The sequence below is a fragment of the Kitasatospora sp. MMS16-BH015 genome (assembly GCF_002943525.1).
Lineage (GTDB): Bacteria > Actinomycetota > Actinomycetes > Streptomycetales > Streptomycetaceae > Kitasatospora.
Genome location: NZ_CP025394.1, coordinates 144,185 through 163,000 on the forward strand (window position 1 = coordinate 144,185; position 18,816 = coordinate 163,000).

Annotated in this window: 14 protein-coding genes; 7 read left to right on the forward strand and 7 right to left on the reverse strand. The window is 74.9% G+C overall.

Annotation, left to right across the window (positions count from 1 at the left end; all coding sequences use genetic code 11):
- The 3 genes from CFP65_RS00695 to CFP65_RS00705 form a co-directional block, all read right to left on the reverse strand.
- Nucleotides 1-1,659: a glycosyltransferase family 2 protein gene (locus tag CFP65_RS00695; RefSeq protein ID WP_104814255.1), complete on the reverse strand. Its 1,659-nt coding sequence runs from the start codon at nucleotides 1,657-1,659 to the stop codon at nucleotides 1-3.
- Between the two features lie 260 nt (nucleotides 1,660-1,919).
- On the reverse strand, nucleotides 1,920-2,756 hold the full coding sequence (locus CFP65_RS00700; RefSeq protein ID WP_104814256.1) for a hypothetical protein: 837 nt from the start codon (nucleotides 2,754-2,756) through the stop codon (nucleotides 1,920-1,922).
- 116 nt (nucleotides 2,757-2,872) lie between these two features.
- A complete protein-coding gene (locus CFP65_RS00705) occupies nucleotides 2,873-4,726 on the reverse strand; it encodes an FAD-dependent oxidoreductase (RefSeq protein ID WP_254552143.1) in 1,854 nt (617 codons plus the stop codon).
- Between the two features lie 180 nt (nucleotides 4,727-4,906).
- On the opposite strand from CFP65_RS00705, the gene CFP65_RS00710 reads away from it, so the two are divergent.
- Both CFP65_RS00710 and CFP65_RS00715 read left to right on the forward strand, forming a co-directional pair.
- Entirely contained in the window at nucleotides 4,907-5,680 is a 774-nt protein-coding gene (locus CFP65_RS00710) for a hypothetical protein (RefSeq protein WP_104814257.1), read from the forward strand.
- Nucleotides 5,681-5,823: 143 nt separating this feature from the next.
- Complete coding sequence (locus CFP65_RS00715; protein ID WP_104814258.1) at nucleotides 5,824-6,078, forward strand: hypothetical protein; 255 nt, start codon at nucleotides 5,824-5,826, stop codon at nucleotides 6,076-6,078.
- 35 nt (nucleotides 6,079-6,113) lie between these two features.
- Here CFP65_RS00715 and CFP65_RS00720 read toward each other — a convergent pair whose 3' ends face one another.
- The gene (locus tag CFP65_RS00720; RefSeq protein WP_254552145.1) at nucleotides 6,114-8,582 is read right to left on the reverse strand and encodes a SpoIIE family protein phosphatase; all 2,469 of its coding nucleotides are present in this window, start codon (nucleotides 8,580-8,582) and stop codon (nucleotides 6,114-6,116) included.
- A gap of 379 nt (nucleotides 8,583-8,961) precedes the next feature.
- Between CFP65_RS00720 and CFP65_RS00725 the strand changes: the two genes are divergently transcribed.
- The 3 genes from CFP65_RS00725 (at nucleotide 8,962) to CFP65_RS00735 (ending at nucleotide 12,906) form a co-directional block, all read left to right on the forward strand.
- Nucleotides 8,962-9,999, forward strand: coding sequence for a polysaccharide deacetylase family protein (locus CFP65_RS00725; protein WP_104814260.1), 1,038 nt, complete (start codon nucleotides 8,962-8,964; stop codon nucleotides 9,997-9,999).
- A 209-nt stretch (nucleotides 10,000-10,208) separates the two neighbouring features.
- The gene (locus tag CFP65_RS00730; RefSeq protein ID WP_104814261.1) at nucleotides 10,209-12,413 is read left to right on the forward strand and encodes a xanthine dehydrogenase family protein molybdopterin-binding subunit; all 2,205 of its coding nucleotides are present in this window, start codon (nucleotides 10,209-10,211) and stop codon (nucleotides 12,411-12,413) included.
- Nucleotides 12,414-12,450: 37 nt separating this feature from the next.
- Nucleotides 12,451-12,906, forward strand: a complete 456-nt coding sequence (locus CFP65_RS00735) for a (2Fe-2S)-binding protein (protein WP_104814262.1) — start codon at nucleotides 12,451-12,453, stop codon at nucleotides 12,904-12,906.
- Between the two features lie 7 nt (nucleotides 12,907-12,913).
- Here CFP65_RS00735 and CFP65_RS00740 read toward each other — a convergent pair whose 3' ends face one another.
- Nucleotides 12,914-13,483, reverse strand: coding sequence for a dihydrofolate reductase family protein (locus CFP65_RS00740; protein WP_104820540.1), 570 nt, complete (start codon nucleotides 13,481-13,483; stop codon nucleotides 12,914-12,916).
- 193 nt (nucleotides 13,484-13,676) lie between these two features.
- Here CFP65_RS00740 and CFP65_RS00745 point away from each other — a divergent pair, with 193 nt between their 5' ends.
- Together CFP65_RS00745 and CFP65_RS00750 are read left to right on the forward strand one after the other, a co-directional pair.
- Nucleotides 13,677-14,213 (forward strand): alpha/beta hydrolase, encoded by a 537-nt coding sequence (locus CFP65_RS00745; protein WP_104814263.1) that lies wholly within the window; start codon nucleotides 13,677-13,679, stop codon nucleotides 14,211-14,213.
- Nucleotides 14,214-14,444: 231 nt separating this feature from the next.
- The gene (locus CFP65_RS00750; protein WP_104814264.1) at nucleotides 14,445-16,097 is read left to right on the forward strand and encodes a sigma-70 family RNA polymerase sigma factor; all 1,653 of its coding nucleotides are present in this window, start codon (nucleotides 14,445-14,447) and stop codon (nucleotides 16,095-16,097) included.
- A 12-nt stretch (nucleotides 16,098-16,109) separates the two neighbouring features.
- Here CFP65_RS00750 and CFP65_RS00755 read toward each other — a convergent pair whose 3' ends face one another.
- Nucleotides 16,110-18,137 (reverse strand): protein kinase, encoded by a 2,028-nt coding sequence (locus CFP65_RS00755; protein ID WP_104814265.1) that lies wholly within the window; start codon nucleotides 18,135-18,137, stop codon nucleotides 16,110-16,112.
- A 352-nt stretch (nucleotides 18,138-18,489) separates the two neighbouring features.
- A complete protein-coding gene (locus CFP65_RS00760) occupies nucleotides 18,490-18,753 on the reverse strand; it encodes a dsRBD fold-containing protein (RefSeq protein WP_104814266.1) in 264 nt (87 codons plus the stop codon).
- Nucleotides 18,754-18,816: the final 63 nt, after the last annotated feature.

Sequence of the window (18,816 nt, forward strand, 5' to 3'; positions counted from 1 at the left end):
TCAGCCCAGCCAAGGGAGCATCGGGCGCACCCAGCCGGAGGCCAGCAGCGCGGTGAGAGCGAGGACGGCGGTGATGGCGAGCCCTTCGGGCCAGCGCCGGGGGGCCATCGCGGTGCCGCGCACCGGGGCCCGTCCGGGTCGCTGCCGCAGCTCGGCGATCAGGTCGCGGATCAGCGGGAGGCCGAGCTGCACCTGCACCATCAGGTAGAGCACCAGGCCCCAGTTCGGGGCCAGACCACGGGAGTGGACGTCGTACGCGAGGCCGGCGCCGGCTGCGCCGAGTGAGACGAGCAGCCAGCCCAGCGCGATCAGCACCACCTTCCGGGCCAGCCCGCCGGGCTTGGCCCGGCCGGCCCCGGTCGGCACCCAGGCGGCGCTGTGGCCGCGCAGCGTGTGCAGGAAGGCGGCGGCCGCCGCGATGCTCATCAGCACGTTGGCGCGGATCACCTCGACCCGCCAGCGGGTCCGGCTGATCCTGGGCAGCAGCACGTGCCAGAGCCAGAGCGGGGCGAGCAGCGGCAGCACGTGCCAGGGCCGGATCTGCTCCGGGTAGCAGTACATCATCACCAGCGGCGGCAGCGGCGCCGCGAAGATGTTGACGGCCATGGTCAGGTAGCCGACCACGCCCTCGTAGAAGCAGAGCCGCATCCGCCAGGGCGCGCCCATCCGCTTGAGGTCACGGCTGCCGATCAGGTGCAGGTTGCCCATCGCCCAGCGGTACTGCTGGTTGACGAAGGAGGCGAGGCTGTCCGGCGAGGTGCCCTTGGCGACCAGCACCGGGACGTACAGCGTGCGGTAGCCGCGCTCGTACAGGGCGAGGCCGGTGTACATGTCCTCGCTGTGGTCGAGCCGGGCGAAGCCGCCGGCCTCGTCCACCGCGCTGCGCCGGTAGACGGCGTTGCTGCCGCAGCAGATGGCGGCGTCGCTGGCGTCCCGGGAGGGCTGGATCCACCGGAAGAACCACTCCTGGGCGGAGCCGGCGGCCCGCTCTATCCAGCCCATGGTCTCGTCGGTGTCGAAGCACTGCGGGCTCTGCACGATGCCGATCCGCCCGTCCGCGAAGTACGGCACCAGGTGGCGCAGGAAGTCGGGCCGGGGCGCGAAGTCGGCGTCCAGGATGGCCACGTACTCGGCGCCGCTCAGGGTGAGCGCGTGGTTGAGGTTGCCGGCCTTCTTGAGGTGCCCCCGGTCGGGCCGCACCACGTACCGGAAGCCGTGCCCGTCGGCCAGCGCCGCCACCTCGGGCCGGTCGGCGTCGTCGAGCACCCAGACGGTGAGCTCGCCGGGCCACTCGACGGCGGCGGCGTACCGGTAGGCGTTGGCCAGGATGTTGAGCGGCTCACCGCAGGTCGGCAGGTAGAGGTCGACGCTCGGCGCCTCGGCGGGCTGCCAGGCGTTGACCAGGACCTCGTGCGACTGCCGGGTGAGGCGTCGGGTGCGCAGGCTGTTCAGCGAGGAGAGCGCCAGCGCCACCAGGTTGAGCGCAAGGACGGCCAGGAAGGCCCAGAGCGCGGGTGTGCGCAGCGCGAAGGTGAGCATGGTCGCCGCGGTGAACGAGAAGGCGAGCGAGGTGCAGACGAGGACCCAGCGTCGTTGGGGTCCGAAGTACCAGTAGAGCTCCCGGTCGTCGGGTGGTGCAGGCAGGTGATCAGCAGTCATGGTTGGCCCCCACAGCCGTGTTTCGACAGCTTCCGTGGCCACCGTACCGCAAGTGGTATAGACCAATCACCAGCGCCCGCCATGTGGTCTGTACCACTCGCGCCAGTCTGCCGAGCTTTCGCGACCGCGGGGTTGCCCGAAGATCACCGGAGATGAACAGTGATCCAACTACGCGTCGGTAACCCCGGGTTCACCACGACTTCAGCCATGTCCCTGCCGACCGTCCCTCCCCGTCGACGATGCCCCCGCCGTCGGCCCCCTCACCGCTGGGTCAGCCGCACCCCCGCCTCGCGCCCCAGCGTCAGCCCGAAGCCCCACCGGTCCGCCACCCGCCGCACCCGCTCCAGTTCGAAGGACCCGTGCCGCTCGACCACCAGGCAGGGCCGGCCCGCCGCGTCCAGGCCCTCGACCCGGTCGAAGGCCAGCACCGTGGTGGACATCGGGTCGTGCAGGGGGTAGTTGCGGCGGGCCGCCTCCTCGTCCGGGTGCTCCAGCAGCTCGCCCAGCTCCTCGGGCCCGAACTCCGCCCGCAGCGTGGCGGCCTGCCAGTGCGCGGGCTCCTCGGCGGCGCCGGTGTGGTGCCGCGAGCGGTTGGCCGAGGTCACCAGCAGCAGCTCCCCGGAGACCCGCGCCAGGCTCTGCGCCAGGAACTCGTTGGAGGGGCAGGAGTACCCCGGCGCGATCACCTGCACCGTGCCCCCGCAGCTCAGGTGGCCGGGCACCAGCTCGGCGGCCGGCCCCCGGAAGCCGAACGGCCCCAGGGTGTAGAGCGCGTCGATCAGGGCCGTCACCTCGCGGTGGCCCACCCCGAGCGGCAGCCGCGCCCAGTCGAAGATCAGCGGGATCCGGGCCGGGGTGGTGGTGACACTGCCGGTCTGGCCGGCCGGGCGTCCCTTCAGCAGGTTCACCCGCCTCACGGTCTGCTCGTCCGGACGGGCCGTCAGGGCGTAGAAGTTCCCGAACCCGTAGCCCACCACTGCCCCGGCGGCCACCGCTTCGGCGGCCCGGCGGACATCCTCCCGCTGCCCGAGGAAGGCACGCCCGCCCTCGAGCGGGAGCGCCCCGCCCCCCTCACCGACACACCCGTTCGCGATCATCCGGACCTCCGTACGCAGAGCACACCCCGTCAACGCGCCGGACATCGAAAGGACACCCTCCCCGGCGGCCGTCCGGGGAGGGTGTCCACGGGTTCCGAGCAGGGCCTCCGCCGGCCTCAGCGCGGGTGCACCTCCAGGAAGGCCCGCACCGCCGACTCCAGCGCCCCCTCGATCCAGGCCGGCTTCAGGCTGGTGTGCTCACCGGCGAAGTGCACCCGCCCCTCCACCGTCCGCGCCGCCGGGTGCAGCTCGTGCAGCTGCCCGGGGGTGAACATCACGGCCTCGCCCAGCGCGTACCGGGCCCGCGCCCAGGACTGGGTGGCCCCGACCCCCGTGTACTCGGCCCGCACCCGGGGCCCGTACAGCCGCTCCAGGTCGGCCAGCGCGAAGGCGTACCGCTCGCCCGGCGTCAGCGAGTCCCACCGCATCGCGTCGTCCGACCAGGTGTACGAGGCCAGCACCACCCCACCGGGCGAGCCGTCCGGCGCGTGCGAGGGGAAGTAGGTGAACCGGCTCGGGCTGTCCGCGACGCAGCCGCCGCCGGTGAAGCCGTTCGGCCCCTGCTCCCAGAACCGGGTCTTGAACTCCAGCAGCACCTTCGTCGCCGAGTCGTAGTGCAGCTCGGTGACGGCCCGCCGCTTCTGGTACGACATCAGCGGTTCGATCCGGCAGAACCGCAGCGCGCTGAACGGGATGGTGACGATCGCGTACTCGCCCTCGAACACCTCCACCGGCCGGGTGGGCGCGCCGTCGCAGGACTCCTCGTCCCCGGTCTCGGCGGTGGTCTCGATCCGCACCCCGCCGGCCGTCTGGGTCAGCTTGGTCATCCGCCGGCCCATCCGCAGCTCGCCCTTGAGGTCCTGGGCGAGCTTGGAGGTCAGCGCGTCGGTGCCCTCGGTCAGCTCCCAGTAGCGGTTGGTGGGGGTGATCACCGCGTGGTCGATCAGGGTCGGCACCAGCGAGTAGTGCAGCCGGGAGGTCATGTTCTCCAGCGTCCCGGCCGCCTGGATCCGGGCCTGGTCCCAGCCCTGGTCCTCGACCAGGTACCGGTGCGTGGAGTACCCGTCGTACTTCTGGAAGATCTTCGACCAGGCCGAGAGCTGGTCGCCGATCGGCCCGGCCGGCACGGTGAACTGCGCGAAGGCCTGGCTCACCGCCTCACCCGTGGTGGTGGCGAGGTCGCTGCCGAAGCTGCTGTTCACCCCGCGCGGGCTCTGCGCGTAGGCCGCCCGGGTGAGCTGACTGCCGTTCACCGAGATCTTGGTCCGGAAGTTGGCGATCGGCGGGTTGAACGGGCCCCGCACCGCGCCGTTGCTCCAGGTCTCGCCGGTGAAGGAGGTGTACGTCACCGGTGGCACCTGGCCGGCCGGCTCGGCCCCCGGCGCCACGTCGGCGTTGTAGAAGAGTCGCCGGGCGAGCCCCAGTTGGTCGGTCAGCGCCAGCACCATCGGGTGGAAGTCGGGCAGCCGCATCGCGCCCGCCTCCGCGTGCAGCCGCGGGTCGGTGAAGACCCCCCGGAAGGTCTTGACCCGGCCGCCGACGCGGTTGCCGTTGGCCTCGATCACCACCACCTCGTGCCCGGCCTTCTTGAGCAGCCGGGCCGCCGCCAGGCCGGCCACCCCGGCCCCGACCACCAGCACCTTCTTCCGCCGGGCCCGGGGCGGCAGCTTGCCGTCGATCAGGACGCGCAGGTACTCCAGCTTGAGGTCGGTCTGCTCGTCCTCCCCCACCAGCAGCATCTTCCGCGCCAGGTCGCGCCCCTGCGCCTCGTCCGCCCCGCCGCTCCCGTCCACCGGGGCCGCCGCGTACGCGGACCCCCCGGCCGACCCCACGGCGGCACCCGCCGCCGTACCCACCACCGCCACGCCCGCCGCAGCCGCCGCAGCGGACCCGAGCAGCGCCCGGCGGCCGATGACCCGCGCGGCGGCACCGGCCTCCGGTCCGGCCTGCTGACTGTCAGACAGATCCACAATTTCTCCCCGGGATGTGTGACCAGACAACACGCCAGCAAATCGAGCCGCCGCCGATCCGTCAGCCTTCTGCCAATCGCTTCACTCGGACGAGTGAACAGACCGGCGCACCGATGCATCGAATGCGCACGGCCGTGGCGTTACCCGGCAGCCGCACCACCGCTCGCTACTGTGCTGGTCATGCCCACCTCCACCGCCCACGAGGCCCGGCTCCGCCGCCTCGCCGAGACCCTCGCCGACCGCCACCGCACCCCGATCGAGCTGCTGCCCGCCCCCGACCACCGGCGTTGGACGCTCCGCTGGTACGACGGTCCGACCATCGCCACCATCCGCACGGCGCTCGACGCGGCGGGCCCGGCCGGGGCCGAGGCCGCCGCCCGGCGCGACCTCTCCACCCGGGCGCTCGCACTGGCCGCGATCCGCGAGACCCGGGCCGGCGCGATGCGCCGCTGGGTCGGCAGTTGGGGCCAGCGCTACCACCTGGAGCAGCTGCTGCACGACCAGCCGCACCCCGAGCGCACCGCACACGCCCGCGAGGCCGCGATGCTGGAGCGCCTCTTGCGCACCGCCACCACCGGTGCCGGGCGGTGGGCCGTGCCGGACGAGAGCCGCGCCTTCGAGCTGGTCGCCCGCGACGGCATCGCCTGGCTGCTGCCCCAGCCGCTCCCCCAGCACCGGCTCGCCGCCCCCGGGGTGACCGACGGACTCGCCCTCGACCCGCTCGAGTTCCTCACCGCGCGCTACGCCACCGGGGTGCACCGCACCGCCTGGGAGACGGCCCTGACCACCATGCCGCTGCGTTCCGCCGTGGCCGCCGTCCAGGCCGATCCGGCCGCCACCCCCGAAGCCGCCGAGGCGGCACTGGCCCTGCTCCCCGCCCTGGAGGCCCAGCTCACCGGCGAGTTGGCCGCCGCCCGGTCCACCCTCACCAGGGCTGCCGCCCAGCCGCGCTGACACTCTCCGCAAGGCGTCCTTGACGGCGCCGCCGGGCAGCCCTGAGATGGGGGATACCGTCGGAGCAGAGGGGGCTGAGCCGGGTGGAGTGCGACGAGGCACGGTGGCTGACGTTACGTCAGGTCAGTACGCTCTGGCCCGGGGTGAGCTCCGTCCACGAGACCGCCCGGGCCCTCGGAGTCCGCTACCACCAGGACGACCCGGCCCGCCCCATCCGGTACCACGCCGAGGACGTCCGCCGCCTGGCCCCCACCCTCGCCGCCACCCCGCCCCCGCCCGGGCACCGCCGCACCCTGGCCACCCTGCTGGCCCTGCTGCTCCTCCTCACCACCCTGCTCGCCCTCGCCCTCTGGGCCTACCGCGAGTGCCGCTCCCCCGAGCCCGGCTTCTGGCACTGACCGCCCCTCGTCGTGAGCCATGCCGCCGTCGTGAGTCATGCCGCGCGGGCACCCGCACCGATCCGGGCCAGCAGCAGGGCCACGTCGTCGGCCCGGTCGGTGAGGTGGCGGGCGTTGCCGAGCAGCCGGTCGGCGAGCGACTCGAGCGTGGGGTCGGCGGTGTGCGCGAGGGCGCTGCGCAGGCGGTCCACCCCGGTGTCGATCGATTGGCCGGGCTCCTCGACCAGCCCGTCGGTGTAGAGGGCGAGCACGCTGCCGGGTTCGAGCCCCAGGGTGCTCGCGGGGTACTCGCTCGGGTGCTGCACCCCGAGCAGCGGGCCGCCGGGCAGGTCCAGCGCCTCGGTCCGGCCGTCGGGGCGGCGCAGCAGCGGCGGCAGGTGGCCGGCCCGGGCGGCCTCCACCCGCCCGGTGGTCGGGTCGAGCCGGAGCAGGCAGCAACTGGCCAGCAGCCCGGGGTCGAGCTCGACCAGCAGCTGGTTGGTCCGGGCCAGCACCTCCTCCGGCGGCCCCCCGGTGGTGGCGAAGGCCCGCACCGCGCTGCGCAGCTGCCCCATGATCGCCGCCGCGCCGACACTGTGACCCTCCACGTCCCCGATCACCAGGCAGAGCCCGTTCGGGGTGGTGATCACGTCGTACCAGTCGCCGCCGATCTCCATGCCCTGGGTGCCGGGCAGGTAGCGGGCGGCGATCTCCAGGCCGTCCACCTTGGGCAGCCGGTGCGGCAGCAGGGCCTGCTGGAGCCCCCGGGCCAGCGCGAACTCGGTGTCGTAGAGCCGGGCCCGTTCCAACGCCTGGGCGATCAACCCGCTCAGCCCGGTGAGCACGGCCCGCTCCTCCGCGCCGAACACGTGGTTCTCGTCGAACCCGAGGATGCAGCTGCCCACGGGGTGGCCCGAGGCGATCAGCGGCAGGAAGGCCCAGGCCCGCATCTCGTCCAACGGGATGCCGGGGTAGGCCGCCAGCAGCTCGTGCTCGGACTCGAAGAAGATCGGTACCCCGGTGTTGAGCACCTGGGTACCGGGCAGCCTGGCCCGCAGCGAGGTGCCCTCGAACCCGTCCAGGAAGCCCTCGGGGTAGCCGTGCTGGGCCACCAGGTACATCCGCCCGGCCCGGGAGAGGTAGATCGCCAGCTCCTGCCCGCCGAACCCCGGCAGGATCTGCTGCGCCACCGCCTCGCAGACCTCCCGGACCGAGACCGCCTCGCCCAGCGCGCTCGCCAACTGGAGCAGGTGGTACATCGCCCCCGGCCCCGTTCGCGGCACCACCGGCTCCGGCTCGCCACCGGGGACACGCTCCGAGACGGGCCCGCTCCCCACCACCGAGTCGACCGGCCCCGGGTGCCGGGTGCGCGGCGGGCCGGTGGGCGCGACCCGGCCGGTCAGGCCGTGTGCGTCGGGGTAGAGCGAGAAGCTCAGCCACTGGTCGGGCGGGCGGCGGGCCAGGAAGGCCGTCGGGCGCTGGGAGAGCATCGCGGCCCGGTACCGGTCCTCGTACTCCGGGTCGGCGAGCCAGGGCAGCACCGACCAGGGGTGGTGGCCGAGCAGGCGTTCGCGCGGGGTGTCCAGGAGCAGTTCGAGGCTGCGGTTGGCGTACTCGAGCCGGCCGTCCGGGTCGAGCGCGAAGACGCCGTCCCGCAGCCGTTCGACGGCCGCGACGGCGGCGGCGCCCTGGCCGGTGTCCACCACCGCGCCGATCAGGTGGGTGCGCGCCGCGCCCTCCGGGCAGCGGCCCCAGAGCCGGACGGGGTGGTGGCGCCCGTGCCCGTCGGCCAGCCGCACGGTGCGGGCCGGCAGCAGGCCGGTCCGCACGGCCGCCAGTACGGCCGCCCGCAGCGGCGGCAGGTCCTCTGGGTGCACCAGCGCGGCCAGGTCGGAGATCCGGCCGCCGAATCCGGCCGCCGCCGGGCCGAGCAGCTCGGTCAGCCCCTCGTCCGGGGTGAGCTCGCCGGTGGCCAGGTCCCAGTCGAACAGGCCGACCCGCACGGCGGGCCCGGCCGGCCCCGGCAGCTCCACCTCCACCGGTGCGCCGCCCGCCTCCACCGGGTGTCCGCCCGCCGCCAGCCCGGCCAGCGCGGCGCCGAGCCGGGCGGCGGCCGTCCGCAGCTGCCGCCTGGTCGCGGCGGGCACCGCCGCGCCGCTGCTCGGCCAGAGCACCGAGAGCGCCCCGTACCTCTCCCCGCCCTGGGCGGCGGGCGCCGCCACCGGCACGCTCGCCGAGGCGAAGGCGTACGGCAGTCCGACCGCCAGCCGCGGGAACCGCCGCATCGTCTCCTCGGCCCCCGAGAGCGCCACCGTCCGCCCGGTCCGGTACGTCACCGGCACGGGCAGCTGCCCCGCCACCGGCAGCCGCCGGAAGCCGCTGAGCAGCGAGAGCGGCACCCCGGCCACCGCGCTGAGCACCAGCGAGGCCCGGTCCGCCGACCTCAGGTACACCACCCCGCCGTACGCCGCCGCGTGCTGCACGGCCCGCCGCAGCCCCGCCGCGAGCACCTCGTCCCTGGTCACTGCCACCGCCGTCGGCCGCCCACCCCCAGCGGCCCGACCGCCTCCCCCGTGCCCCTGATCACCAGCGCCGCCGACATCAGAGCCGACATCGGATTCAGGCCCGGAGCCGTCGAGACCCAGCAGTTCCTCGGGCCCTTCCCCGATCCGCCCCGGTACGACCACGCTCCGGCCCGGCCCGACGGGCGACGGCCGGGGCCCGGGGCCCCGCGTCGCCTGCGTCCCACTGATCACGGACGGGCTCTGGCGGCCCGCCGGTCCACCCTGCCGCACCTTCCCTCTGTACGCCCGGCCTCGCGGGGGTGTCAACCGGGGGCCGGACGGGTGAAGCGGCGGCATGGCACTCCGCCCCGAGCCCGCAAGCGCACGATGATCAGCCGATATGCAGGTACGACTACCCTTCCGCCGCACCCGTGCCACCCTGCTCACCGGCGCCCTCCTCCTTCCCCTGCTCGCCACCGGAGCCGGCTGCGCCGCCACCACGCCCCCCACCGACCGGTCTGCGGCCACACCCGAGCACCCCGCCCTCGCACCCCAGGCGGCCCCGGCCCCGGCCCGGCCACTGCACGCGGCCGTCGGCCAGGCCGCAGCCGAGGAACAGAGCGGCACCCGCCTGGCCGCCCAACGCCACACCGGCGAACTGCAGGCCGCCGAAGCCGCCCGCCAAGCGGCCGAGGCTGCGCGCCAGGCCGCCGAAGCGGCCCGCCGCGCACTGGAGACGGCCCGGCACTGGGGCTTGGCCACCGCGCCGCTCGCCGCCCCGGCGAAGCCCGCCGAGCGGCCCGAGCTGACCCCGCAGCCGGGTGTGTCCGTCCGGTCCGGGCTCCCGCTGGTCTACCGGGTGCCCACCGACCGTCAGGTGGTCTTCCTGACGGTGGACGACGGAGCCGTCAAGGACACCGAGTTCAGCCGGATGGCGCAGGAGCTGGGCGTGCCGTTCACCGCCTTCGTCTCGGGCTACCTGGCCCGGGGCGGCTACGACTACTTCCGCGCGCTCCAGGAGCAAGGCGTGCGCGTCAACAACCACACCGTCAACCACAAGGACCTGCGCCGCCTGGACGAAGCGCACCAGCGCCGGGAGATCTGCGACCAGCAGGACGAGTTGGAGCAGGAGCTCGGCACCCGCCCGGTGCTCTTCCGGCCGCCCTACGGCGAGTTCACCGACGCCACCCTGCGCGCGGCGGCCTCCTGCGGCATCACCGCCGTGGCGATCTGGAACGAGGAGGCCTTCCCGGACCGGATCGAGTACCGCTACGCGGACCAGCGGCTCCACCCCGGCGACATCATCCTCACCCACTTCCTGGGCCCGGCCCAGTGGCATGGCGCCACCATGGCCGACATGCTCCGCCGGGTGATCCGAACCGCCACCGACCAAGGCTTCGCCCTGGCCCGCCTCGACGACTACCTCGGCCGAGACTGAGCGACCGCCCCGACCGAATCCCGACGGCCGCCTCGGCTGAGACTCAACCGCCGCCCCGACCGAAGCCCGACGGCTGCCGCAGCCGAGCCCCGGCGACCACCTCGCCTCCGCCCCCGCCCACCACCTCAGCTGAAAGCCGTCCGACCCGCTTGCCCTCTCACCTGCCCTACCAGCCTCTTCCGCGTTGACCGTTCGCAGTCACACTCTCTATGCTGCGGGCTCCGATCCGCGCTGGAAGGTGTCTGGCCATCACTGCCTCCGACTCCCGACGCACCGTCAGCCGACGGCGCTTCCTCACCACTCTGATAGCGGCGCCCGCACTGGCCGTCGGTGTCAGCCTCGCTGACGGCCCGTCGGCCGAGGCGCTGCCCGGGGTGCCGGACATCCTCGACCTGGGCGACGCGCTGATCGTGGCCGGGCTGCCCACCGCGCACCTGCTGGTGCTCCAGGTGACGGCGGCCGGCCGGGTGGTGCTCGAACTGCCGCGGGTGGAGGTCGGCCAAGGGCTGACCACCGCGATGGCGCTGGTGGTCGCGGACGAGCTGGACGCCAACCTCACCGATGTGGACGTGCCGCTCTCCCCGGCCCGGCCCGAGCTGCTCTTCAACCAGCTGACCGGCGCCTCGAATTCGGTCCGCTCGCTCTACCAGCCGGTCCGCGAGGCGGCCGCCGCCTGCCGGGCCCGGCTGGTCACCGCCGCCGCCAACCGCTGGGCGCTGCCCGCGAGTTCGCTCCGCACCGCCGGCAGCGCCGTGCTCGCCCCGGACGGCCGCTCCGCCTCGTACGCCTCGCTGGCCGTGGACGCCGCCGCCGTGCTGGTGCCCGCCGTCGCCGCCACCCCCAAACTCCCCGCCCAGCAGACCCTGGTGGGCCGCCCGGCGGGCCGGGTCGACGCCCGGGACATCGTCACCGGCAAGGCCACGTACGCGGGCGACCTGGCCGTGCCGGGCGCCGTGCCGACCGTGGTCTGCCGACCGCCGACGATCAACGGCACCGTGGTCTCCTTCGACGCCACCGCCGCCCTGGCCCTCCCCGGCGTGCTCGCCGTGGTGCAGATCCCCACCGGCGTCGCCGTGCTGGCCGAGACCTTCGACCAGGCGCTCAAGGCCAAGGCCGCCGTCCGGATCAGCTGGGGCCCCGGCACCGTGGACGGGCTCTCCGACGCCGATGTCCGGGCCCAGCTGCGCGCCGCCCAACCCCCCTTCCTTGTCCCGCCGTTGCTCACCCTCACGGTGGACGCCGAATTCGACTTCGCCTTCGTCAGCCACGCCCCGATGGAGGTGCTGACCGCCGTCGCGGACGTCCGGGCCGACAGCGCCGAGATCTGGTTCGCCGCCCAGTCGCCGATCGTCGCCCAGCAGACCATCGCCGCCGCCGTCGGGCTGCCGGTGAGCGCGGTGACCGTCCACGTGGTGCGCGGCGGCGGCTCCTTCGGCCGCCGGCTGTTCTTCGACGCCGCACTGGAGGCCGCCCAGGTCTCCAAGGCCGCCGGGCGGCCGGTCAAGCTGATGTGGACCCGCAACGACGACATGCGGCACGGCCGGATGCGCCCGGCCAGCCACCACCGCGTCCGGGCCACCCACGCACTCGGCCAGGTGCTCACCTACGAGCACCGGGTGGCCACCGTCAAGACCGACTTCCGGCACGGCGTCGGCGAGGCGCTGACCGCCGCCGGGGTCTCCACCGGCCTCGGCGGGGCGGCCTTCTCCCAGCTCTTCTTCACCCTCACCGAGAAGCTCCCCTACAGCCTCGGGGTCTCCACCCAGCTCCTCGCCGAGGTGCCGCTGGAGATGCACACCGGCAGCTGGCGCTCGGTCTACTCCGGCCTGGTCCGCACCGCCGACGAGATCATGGTGGACGAGCTGGCCCGCACCTTCGGCCAGGACCCGGTGGCCTACCGCCGGGCCCGGGTCTTGGACCCGGCCGCCCGCGCGGTGATCGACCAGTGCGCCCAGGCCGGCCAGTGGGGCCGTCCGATGCCGCCTGGCCAGGCCCAGGGCTTCGCCTTCCACGACGAGCACCGCTCCAGCCTGGCCTGCCTGGTGGAGATCGACTGCACCGACCGGGCCAACCCGCGCGTCACCAAGGCCGTGGTCGCCGCCGACGTGGGCCTGCCGGTCAACCCGCGCGGGCTGGAGGCGCAGTTCATGGGCGCCGTGATGGACGGCATCTCGCTCACCCTCCAGGCCGGCCTGCACCTGGACAACGGCGCCATCCGCGAGGGCAGTTACGGCGACTTCCACTACGCCCGCCAGCGCCACAGCCCGCCCGCCTTCGAGGTGCACCTGCTGCCCCCGAGCGGCGCCCCGGGCGGCGCCGGCGAACTCGGCGTGCCCGCCGCCGCGGCGGCCGTGGCCAACGCCTACGCCCGCGCCACCGGCACCTCCCCACGCAGCTTCCCGATCAGCTTCTGACCAGTACCTCCCGACCGACGGCTCCCAAGGACCTCCCATGCCCAGCTACACCTTCGTCCTCAACGGGCAGTCCGTGCAGGTGGACGCCCCGGCCGACATGCCCCTGCTCTGGGTGCTGCGCGACAAGCTCGGCGTCACCGGGCCCAAGTACGGCTGCGGGGTGGGCGTCTGCCGCGCCTGCACCAGCCACCTGGACGGCGCCGAGATCCAGCCCTGCACGGTGCCGGTGCAGAACTGCGCCGGGCGCAGCGTCACCACCATCGAGGGCCTGGCCGACGGTGACCAGCTGCACCCCGTCCAGCAGGCCTGGCTGGATTTCGACGTGGCCCAGTGCGGCTTCTGCCAGCCCGGCCAGATCATGGCCGCCGTCGCCCTGCTGCGCCGCACGCCGCACCCGACCGACGCCGACATCGACCAGATCCAGAACGTCTGCCGCTGCGGCACCTACTTCCGCATCCGGGAGGCCATCAAGCAGGCCGCCAGCGGGAGCTGACGGTGCGTCAGTCCCGCTGGTAGACGGCGATCGCGGCGCCGCTGTCGAAGACCCTGCCCGAGGTCCGGCGGAAGGCCGCGACCGCGAAGTCCCGGGTGAACAGCGGGACGCCCGAGCCGATCACCAGCGGGTAGGTCTTCACCACCAGCTCGTCGATCTCCGGCAGCAGCTCCCCGGCCAGCCGCGCGCCGCCGGCCAGCCAGATCTTCAGCCCGTCCTGCCGCTTGAGCCGGCGCACCACGCCGACCGGGTCGGTGCGCACGATCTCCACCCCGGGTGCGCCGTCCAGCGGCAGGCTGCCGGAGACCACGTACTGGCGCAGGTGCGCGTACGGGCTGGTGATGCCCGCCTTCAGCGCGGGGTCGTAGGTGGCCCGGCCCATCACCACGGTGTCGAAGTGGCGGTTGGCCCCCACGATGCCCAGGGCGGAACGGACGTGCGTCGGCAGCGTCTCGGGGTACTCCTCGCCGATGTGCTTGAGGATGTCGTCGGCCAGCGGGAAGAACCCGAACGAGCCGTCGGGATCGGCGATGAAACCGTCGATGGTGGCACCGACGTAGTACGTGAGCTTTCGCACCTTGTTCCCCTCCATGGACCGACGCCCCTCACGATACGTCCGGATTTGGTCGCCCGCGCCGACTCCTCGCCTTCCTCACACAAGCGGGCGGCGGCCCGCCCGCCACACCACGCCCGGTAGGGTCGGAACCCCGCCCGACCCCAGCCAGACCCCGTCCGACCCACCCCCTCGAACCCCCGTCGAAAGGTCCTCGATGACCGGCGTTCCGCGCGTCCTGATCCTGCCCGGCTACCAGAACTCCGGCCCCGAGCACTGGCAGACCCGGTGGGAGCGGGAGGATCCGGCGCTGCGCCGGGTCGAGCAGGCCGACTGGGACACCCCGCATCTGGCGGACTGGGTGGCCGAGCTGGACCGCGCCGTCGTGGCCGAGCCGGGCCCCGTGGTGCTGGTGGCGCACAGCCTGGGCTGCATCACGGTGGCGCACTGGGCCGCCCGGCACCAGCGGCCGGTCCGGGGCGCGCTGCTGGTCGCCCCGGCCGACATCGACACCGCCGAGGTGCCCGAGCTGGTGAACTTCCGACCGGTGCCGCTCGCCCCGCTGCCCTTTCCCGCCACCGTGGTCGCCTCCACCGACGACCCGTGGTGCTCGCTCGAGCGCTCCCGCGCCTTCGCCGCCGCCTGGGGCGCCGAGCTGGCCGTGGCGGGGGCCCACGGACACATCAACAGCGCCTCTAACCTGGGCAGTTGGCCCTACGGCAAGGAGCTGCTCGGCAAGCTCCTGGCCGGCTGACCGCAGCGTCGCCCACCCACCCCCGCTGCCGGGGCGTCGGGGGCGTTCCGCTACGCTCCCCGCCTGATCCGCCTCGGCCGGGAGAGCCGCGGGAGCGCCCGTGCCGACAGCCGTCGGCCACCGCCGGGAACTCGTGGAAATCTCCCGCCGGATTTCTGTTATCCGCCGTCGGGCGCCGGATCTCCTACCAGGTAAGGCAGCACCGGCAGGCCGACGGAGAAGGTGGACAGGATGGACAGGGACTGCGGCGCAGCAGTGGTGGCCCTCGCGCGCACGGGTGACCAGCAGGCGACGAACGAGCTGGTCAGGGCCTATCTGCCGCTGGTCTACAACGTCGTCGGCCGGGCCCTCTCCGGGCACCCGGACACCGACGACGTGGTGCAGGAGACCATGCTGCGCGCCGTGCACGGCCTGCCCGGCCTGCACGACCCGGAGAGCTTCCGCTCCTGGCTGGTGGCGATAGCGATGAACGAGGTGCGCCGCCGTCACCAGGCCCAGCAGGTCAGCCAGGACCGGGGTGGTGCCCTCGGCGACGGCTACGAGCCGGCCGATCCGGCCGCCGACTTCGTCGGGCTGACCATCATCCGGCTCGGGCTCTCCGGCCAGCGCCGCGAGGTGGCCGAGGCCACCCGCTGGCTGGACGAGGACGACCGGGAGCTGCTCTCGCTCTGGTGGCTGGAGGCCGCCGGCGAGCTGAGCCGCCCCGAGCTGGCCGCCGCGATCGAGCTCTCCCCGCAGCACGCCGCCGTCCGGGTGCAGCGGATGAAGACCCAGCTGGAGACCGCCCGGGTGGTCGTCCGGGCCCTCACCACCGTGCCGCCCTGCCCGCAGCTCACCGAGCTCACGGCCGGCTGGGACCAGCGGCCGAGTGCGCTCTGGCGCAAGCGGATCGCCCGCCACGCCCGCGACTGCGCGCACTGCGCCCGCCACTGGAACGGCCTGGTGCCCGCCGAGGGCCTGCTGGCCGGCCTGACCCTGGTGCCGCTGCCCCGCGCCGAGGGCCTCCCGACGCACCTCGCCCCGACCCACCACGCCCAGCCCGCCCCGGCCGGCCACTCCACCGCCGCCGGCTCCGGTCACGGCGCTGCCCCCGCCGCCGGCGCGCCCTCCCGCCACCGGGCGCCGGGAGGCCGGCGCCGCCGACCGGCTGCGGCGGCCCGGCGCCCGGTGGTCGTGGCGGCGGTCGGCACGGCCGTGCTCAGCCTGGCCGTCGGCGGTTTCGTGATGGCCGAGCCGGAGCACTCGGGCAGCCAGCCGGTCCGCACCGACTCGGTGGCCGACGTGCCCGCGCCCGTCGTGGTCGCGGTCACCTCCAGCACGCCCGCCACGCCCTCGGCCACGCCGAGCAACCCGGCCCCCGCGAGCAGCACCCCCGCCTCGCCCTCCCCCTCGGCCAGCCCGAGCCCCACGCCGACCCCGACGCCCACCCCCACTCCCACTCCCACCCAGACCCGCACGGCCCGGCCCACCCCGAGCGCACCGCCCTCGCCGAAGTCCGCCCCGGCGGGCGACGTGCAGGAGGTGATCGACCTGGTCAACGCCCAGCGCTCCAAGGCCGGCTGCGGCCCGGTGAAGTCCAACGCGCTGCTCCAGCGCGCGGCCCAGGGCCACTCCGACGACATGGCCGCCCGGAACTTCTTCGACCACACCAACCCGGACGGCCAGGGCCCGCAGGCCCGGATCGACGCGGTCGGCTACAAGTGGAGCACCTGGGGCGAGAACATCGCGATGGGCCAGGCCGACCCGGCCTCGGTGATGGACAGCTGGATGAACAGCCCGGGCCACCGCGCCAACATCCTCAACTGCTCCTTCACCGACCTCGGCGTCGGCATCCACTACGGCTCCGGCGGCCCCTGGTGGACCCAGGACTTCGGCGCCCCCTGAGCCCATCGGGGTTCACCCGGCGGGCAGCGCGTACAGCTCGGCGCCGTACCCGGCGAACACCCGCTCGCCGTCGGTCTCCAACCGCCACTGCGCCCCGCTCGCCGGGGCCGCCGCGAAGGTCCAGCGAGTGCGTCGGCGCCGCAGGTCCACGGCGTAGAGGTGGGCGTTCCAGCCCGGCAGGAAGAGGGTGTCCGCCGCGACCACCGGCGGCTCGCCGGTCGGCGCCCCGGGCAGCGGGCAGCTCCACACCGCCCGGCCGCTCCCCGCGTCCAGCGCCGTCAGCACCGGGCGGCCCGGGCTGGTGAGCAGCAGCTGCCCGTACCGGGCGACCGGGGTGTACGGGCCGGGTTCGCCGCCCGCGGTCTGCCAGCCGGGGGCGCCGTCCTCGGCCCGGCGGGCCTGCAGGCGGCTCTCGCCGAGCGGGAGGTAGAGCGCGTCGGGGTCGGCCACCAGCCAGTCGATCCGGGCGTTCTGGGTGTAGAGCCCGGGCCAGCGGGGGCGGCCGTCGCGCGGGTCCACGGCGGTCAGGAAGCCCTGGGTGTCGCCGAACAGCAGCGCGCCGTCCAGCGTGCTGCCGAGGTAGGTCGAGGGCTGGTCGGGGCGCGGCTCGGGGCGGCGCCAGAGCACCTCGCCGGTGGCGACGGAGACGGCGTACCAGCCGGTGCCGGGCGGCCCGGCCAGGTGGACGGCGCGGTCGTCGGCGGCCAGCAGCCGGTCGGGCGGTGCCGGGGCGGTCCACTCCCGGAGCACCCGGCCGGTGTCGGTGGCGTGGGCCCGGAAGCCGGTGGGGGTGAGCAGGTAGGCCGTCCGGTAGTGCACCACCGGCCCGGCGGCCGGCCCGGGGTGGCTCCAGGTCTCGGTGCCCGCGACGGCGTCCACCGCCGTGACGCCCGCGCCGTCGGCGCAGATCACCTGCCGGTCGACCAAGGCGTACGCGGCGGCCAGGTGGCCGGAGGTGGCGTGCTGCTGCCAGCGCGCCGGCGGGGGCGGCCCGCCGTACCCCTGGTCGGCCGGCTCGGCCCCCGGCGCCCGGCCGATCCCCCGGCCCAGCACCGCCGCGCCGCCGGCGGCCAGCGCGCCCGCACCGAGCGCGAGCAGGGTGCGGCGCGGCAGCCTTCGGCGCGGCGGGGCGCCCTCGCGCAGCGGGCGGTCCAGCTCCACCACCCGGGCCGCGTGCCGGGCCAGCCGGTCGGCGACCGGGCCGGGCAGCCAGGCGCCGGCCAGCGCGGCGGCGGCGCCCTCGGGGTGCAGCCGCGCGGCCAGCTCGGCGGCGGTGGGCCGCCGCTCGGGCGCGCGGGCGAAGGCCGGGCGGAGCAGCTCGGCGAGTTCACCCGGCAGCTCGTCCAGCGCGGCGCGGGCGGCGGCGGTGCGGCGCAGCACGGCGACCGTGCCCTGCTCGTCGGCGAACGGGCTGCGGCCGGTGGCGGCGTGGGCCAGCAGGGCGGCCAGGGAGAAGACATCCCCGGGCGGGCCGAGCGGGCGGCCGGCGGCCTGCTCGGGGCTGAGGAAGCCGGGGGTGCCGAGCACCGTGCCGGCCTGGGTGAGCGGGGCCGCACCCGCGGCGGTGCGGGCGATGCCGAAGTCGATCACCCGGGGGCCGTCGGCGGCGAGCAGCACGTTGCCGGGCTTGAGGTCGCGGTGCAGCAGGCCCGCCCGGTGGATCGCGGCCAGCCCTTCGGCCAGGCCCGCGCCGAGCGCGCGCACGCTCTCGACCGGGAGCGGCCCGTGCTCGGCGATCACCTCGGCCAGCGAGGGCCCGGGCACGTAGCCGGTGGCCAGCCAGGGCAGCCGGGCCTCCGGTTCGGCGGCCACCAGGGCGACCACGTACGGGCTGCGCACCGCGCCCACGGCGGCGGCCTCGCCGCGGAACCGCTCGCGCAGCTCCTCGTCCGGCTGCCGCACCACCTTGACCGCGACCCGCCGCCCGTCGGCCGCCCGCCCGAGGTAGACCTGCCCCATCCCACCGGCCCCGAGCCGGGCCAGCAGCCGGTAGGGCCCGATCCGCTCCGGGTCCGCCGGTCCGAGTGCCTCCAGTGCCACTACCCCGCTCCCCCGTCCCTCGCCGCCTCACCCAGGCTCTTGCCCCGGGACGGGCTGTCCCACTACCCCCGGGTAGCGGGACACCCGGGCCCCTCCGGTCACCCAACTCCCGCTTGACTCCCCGCTGCTGGGGAGGAGACTGGTGATTACACCAGACACAGGAGAGAGCCGCACCGCCGGATAGGTACGGACGTCAACCGGCCGTTCGAGTGACTCCCTTGTCGTGGGCCTGGCTAGGCCCCCGGTAGCCCACTCGCCCCCAGTGGCGCTTCAGCGACGGCTGAGCCCCGGAGAGAGCGATGAGGACGGACTGCCGGGAGCTGTCATGTCTGCCCCCGGCAGCCTTCGCTGATCAGAAGATCAGGTAGGCGGGGCGGTGCCCCTCGTCCGCCAGTTCACCGTCCGCCTGGGCCCGCAGCCGCGAGGCCAGCGCGTCCAGCGCCCGCGAGGCCGCCACCTCCTCGCCGATCCTGGCCAGCGGCCGGTCGGCGGCGCTGCGCTCGGCCTCGCCGTGGCCGCTCAGGCCCGGCGCGCGGGCTCCGGTCAGCGTCGCCTCGCAGACGGTGTGCACGCCGTCCTCGCGGAAACTCAGGTGTACGTCCCATTCGTTCTGCATCTCGCACCTCCGGGTGCCCGGGCTCCCCCACCATCCAGCCTGCGCCCGCCCGGGCCCTCCGGC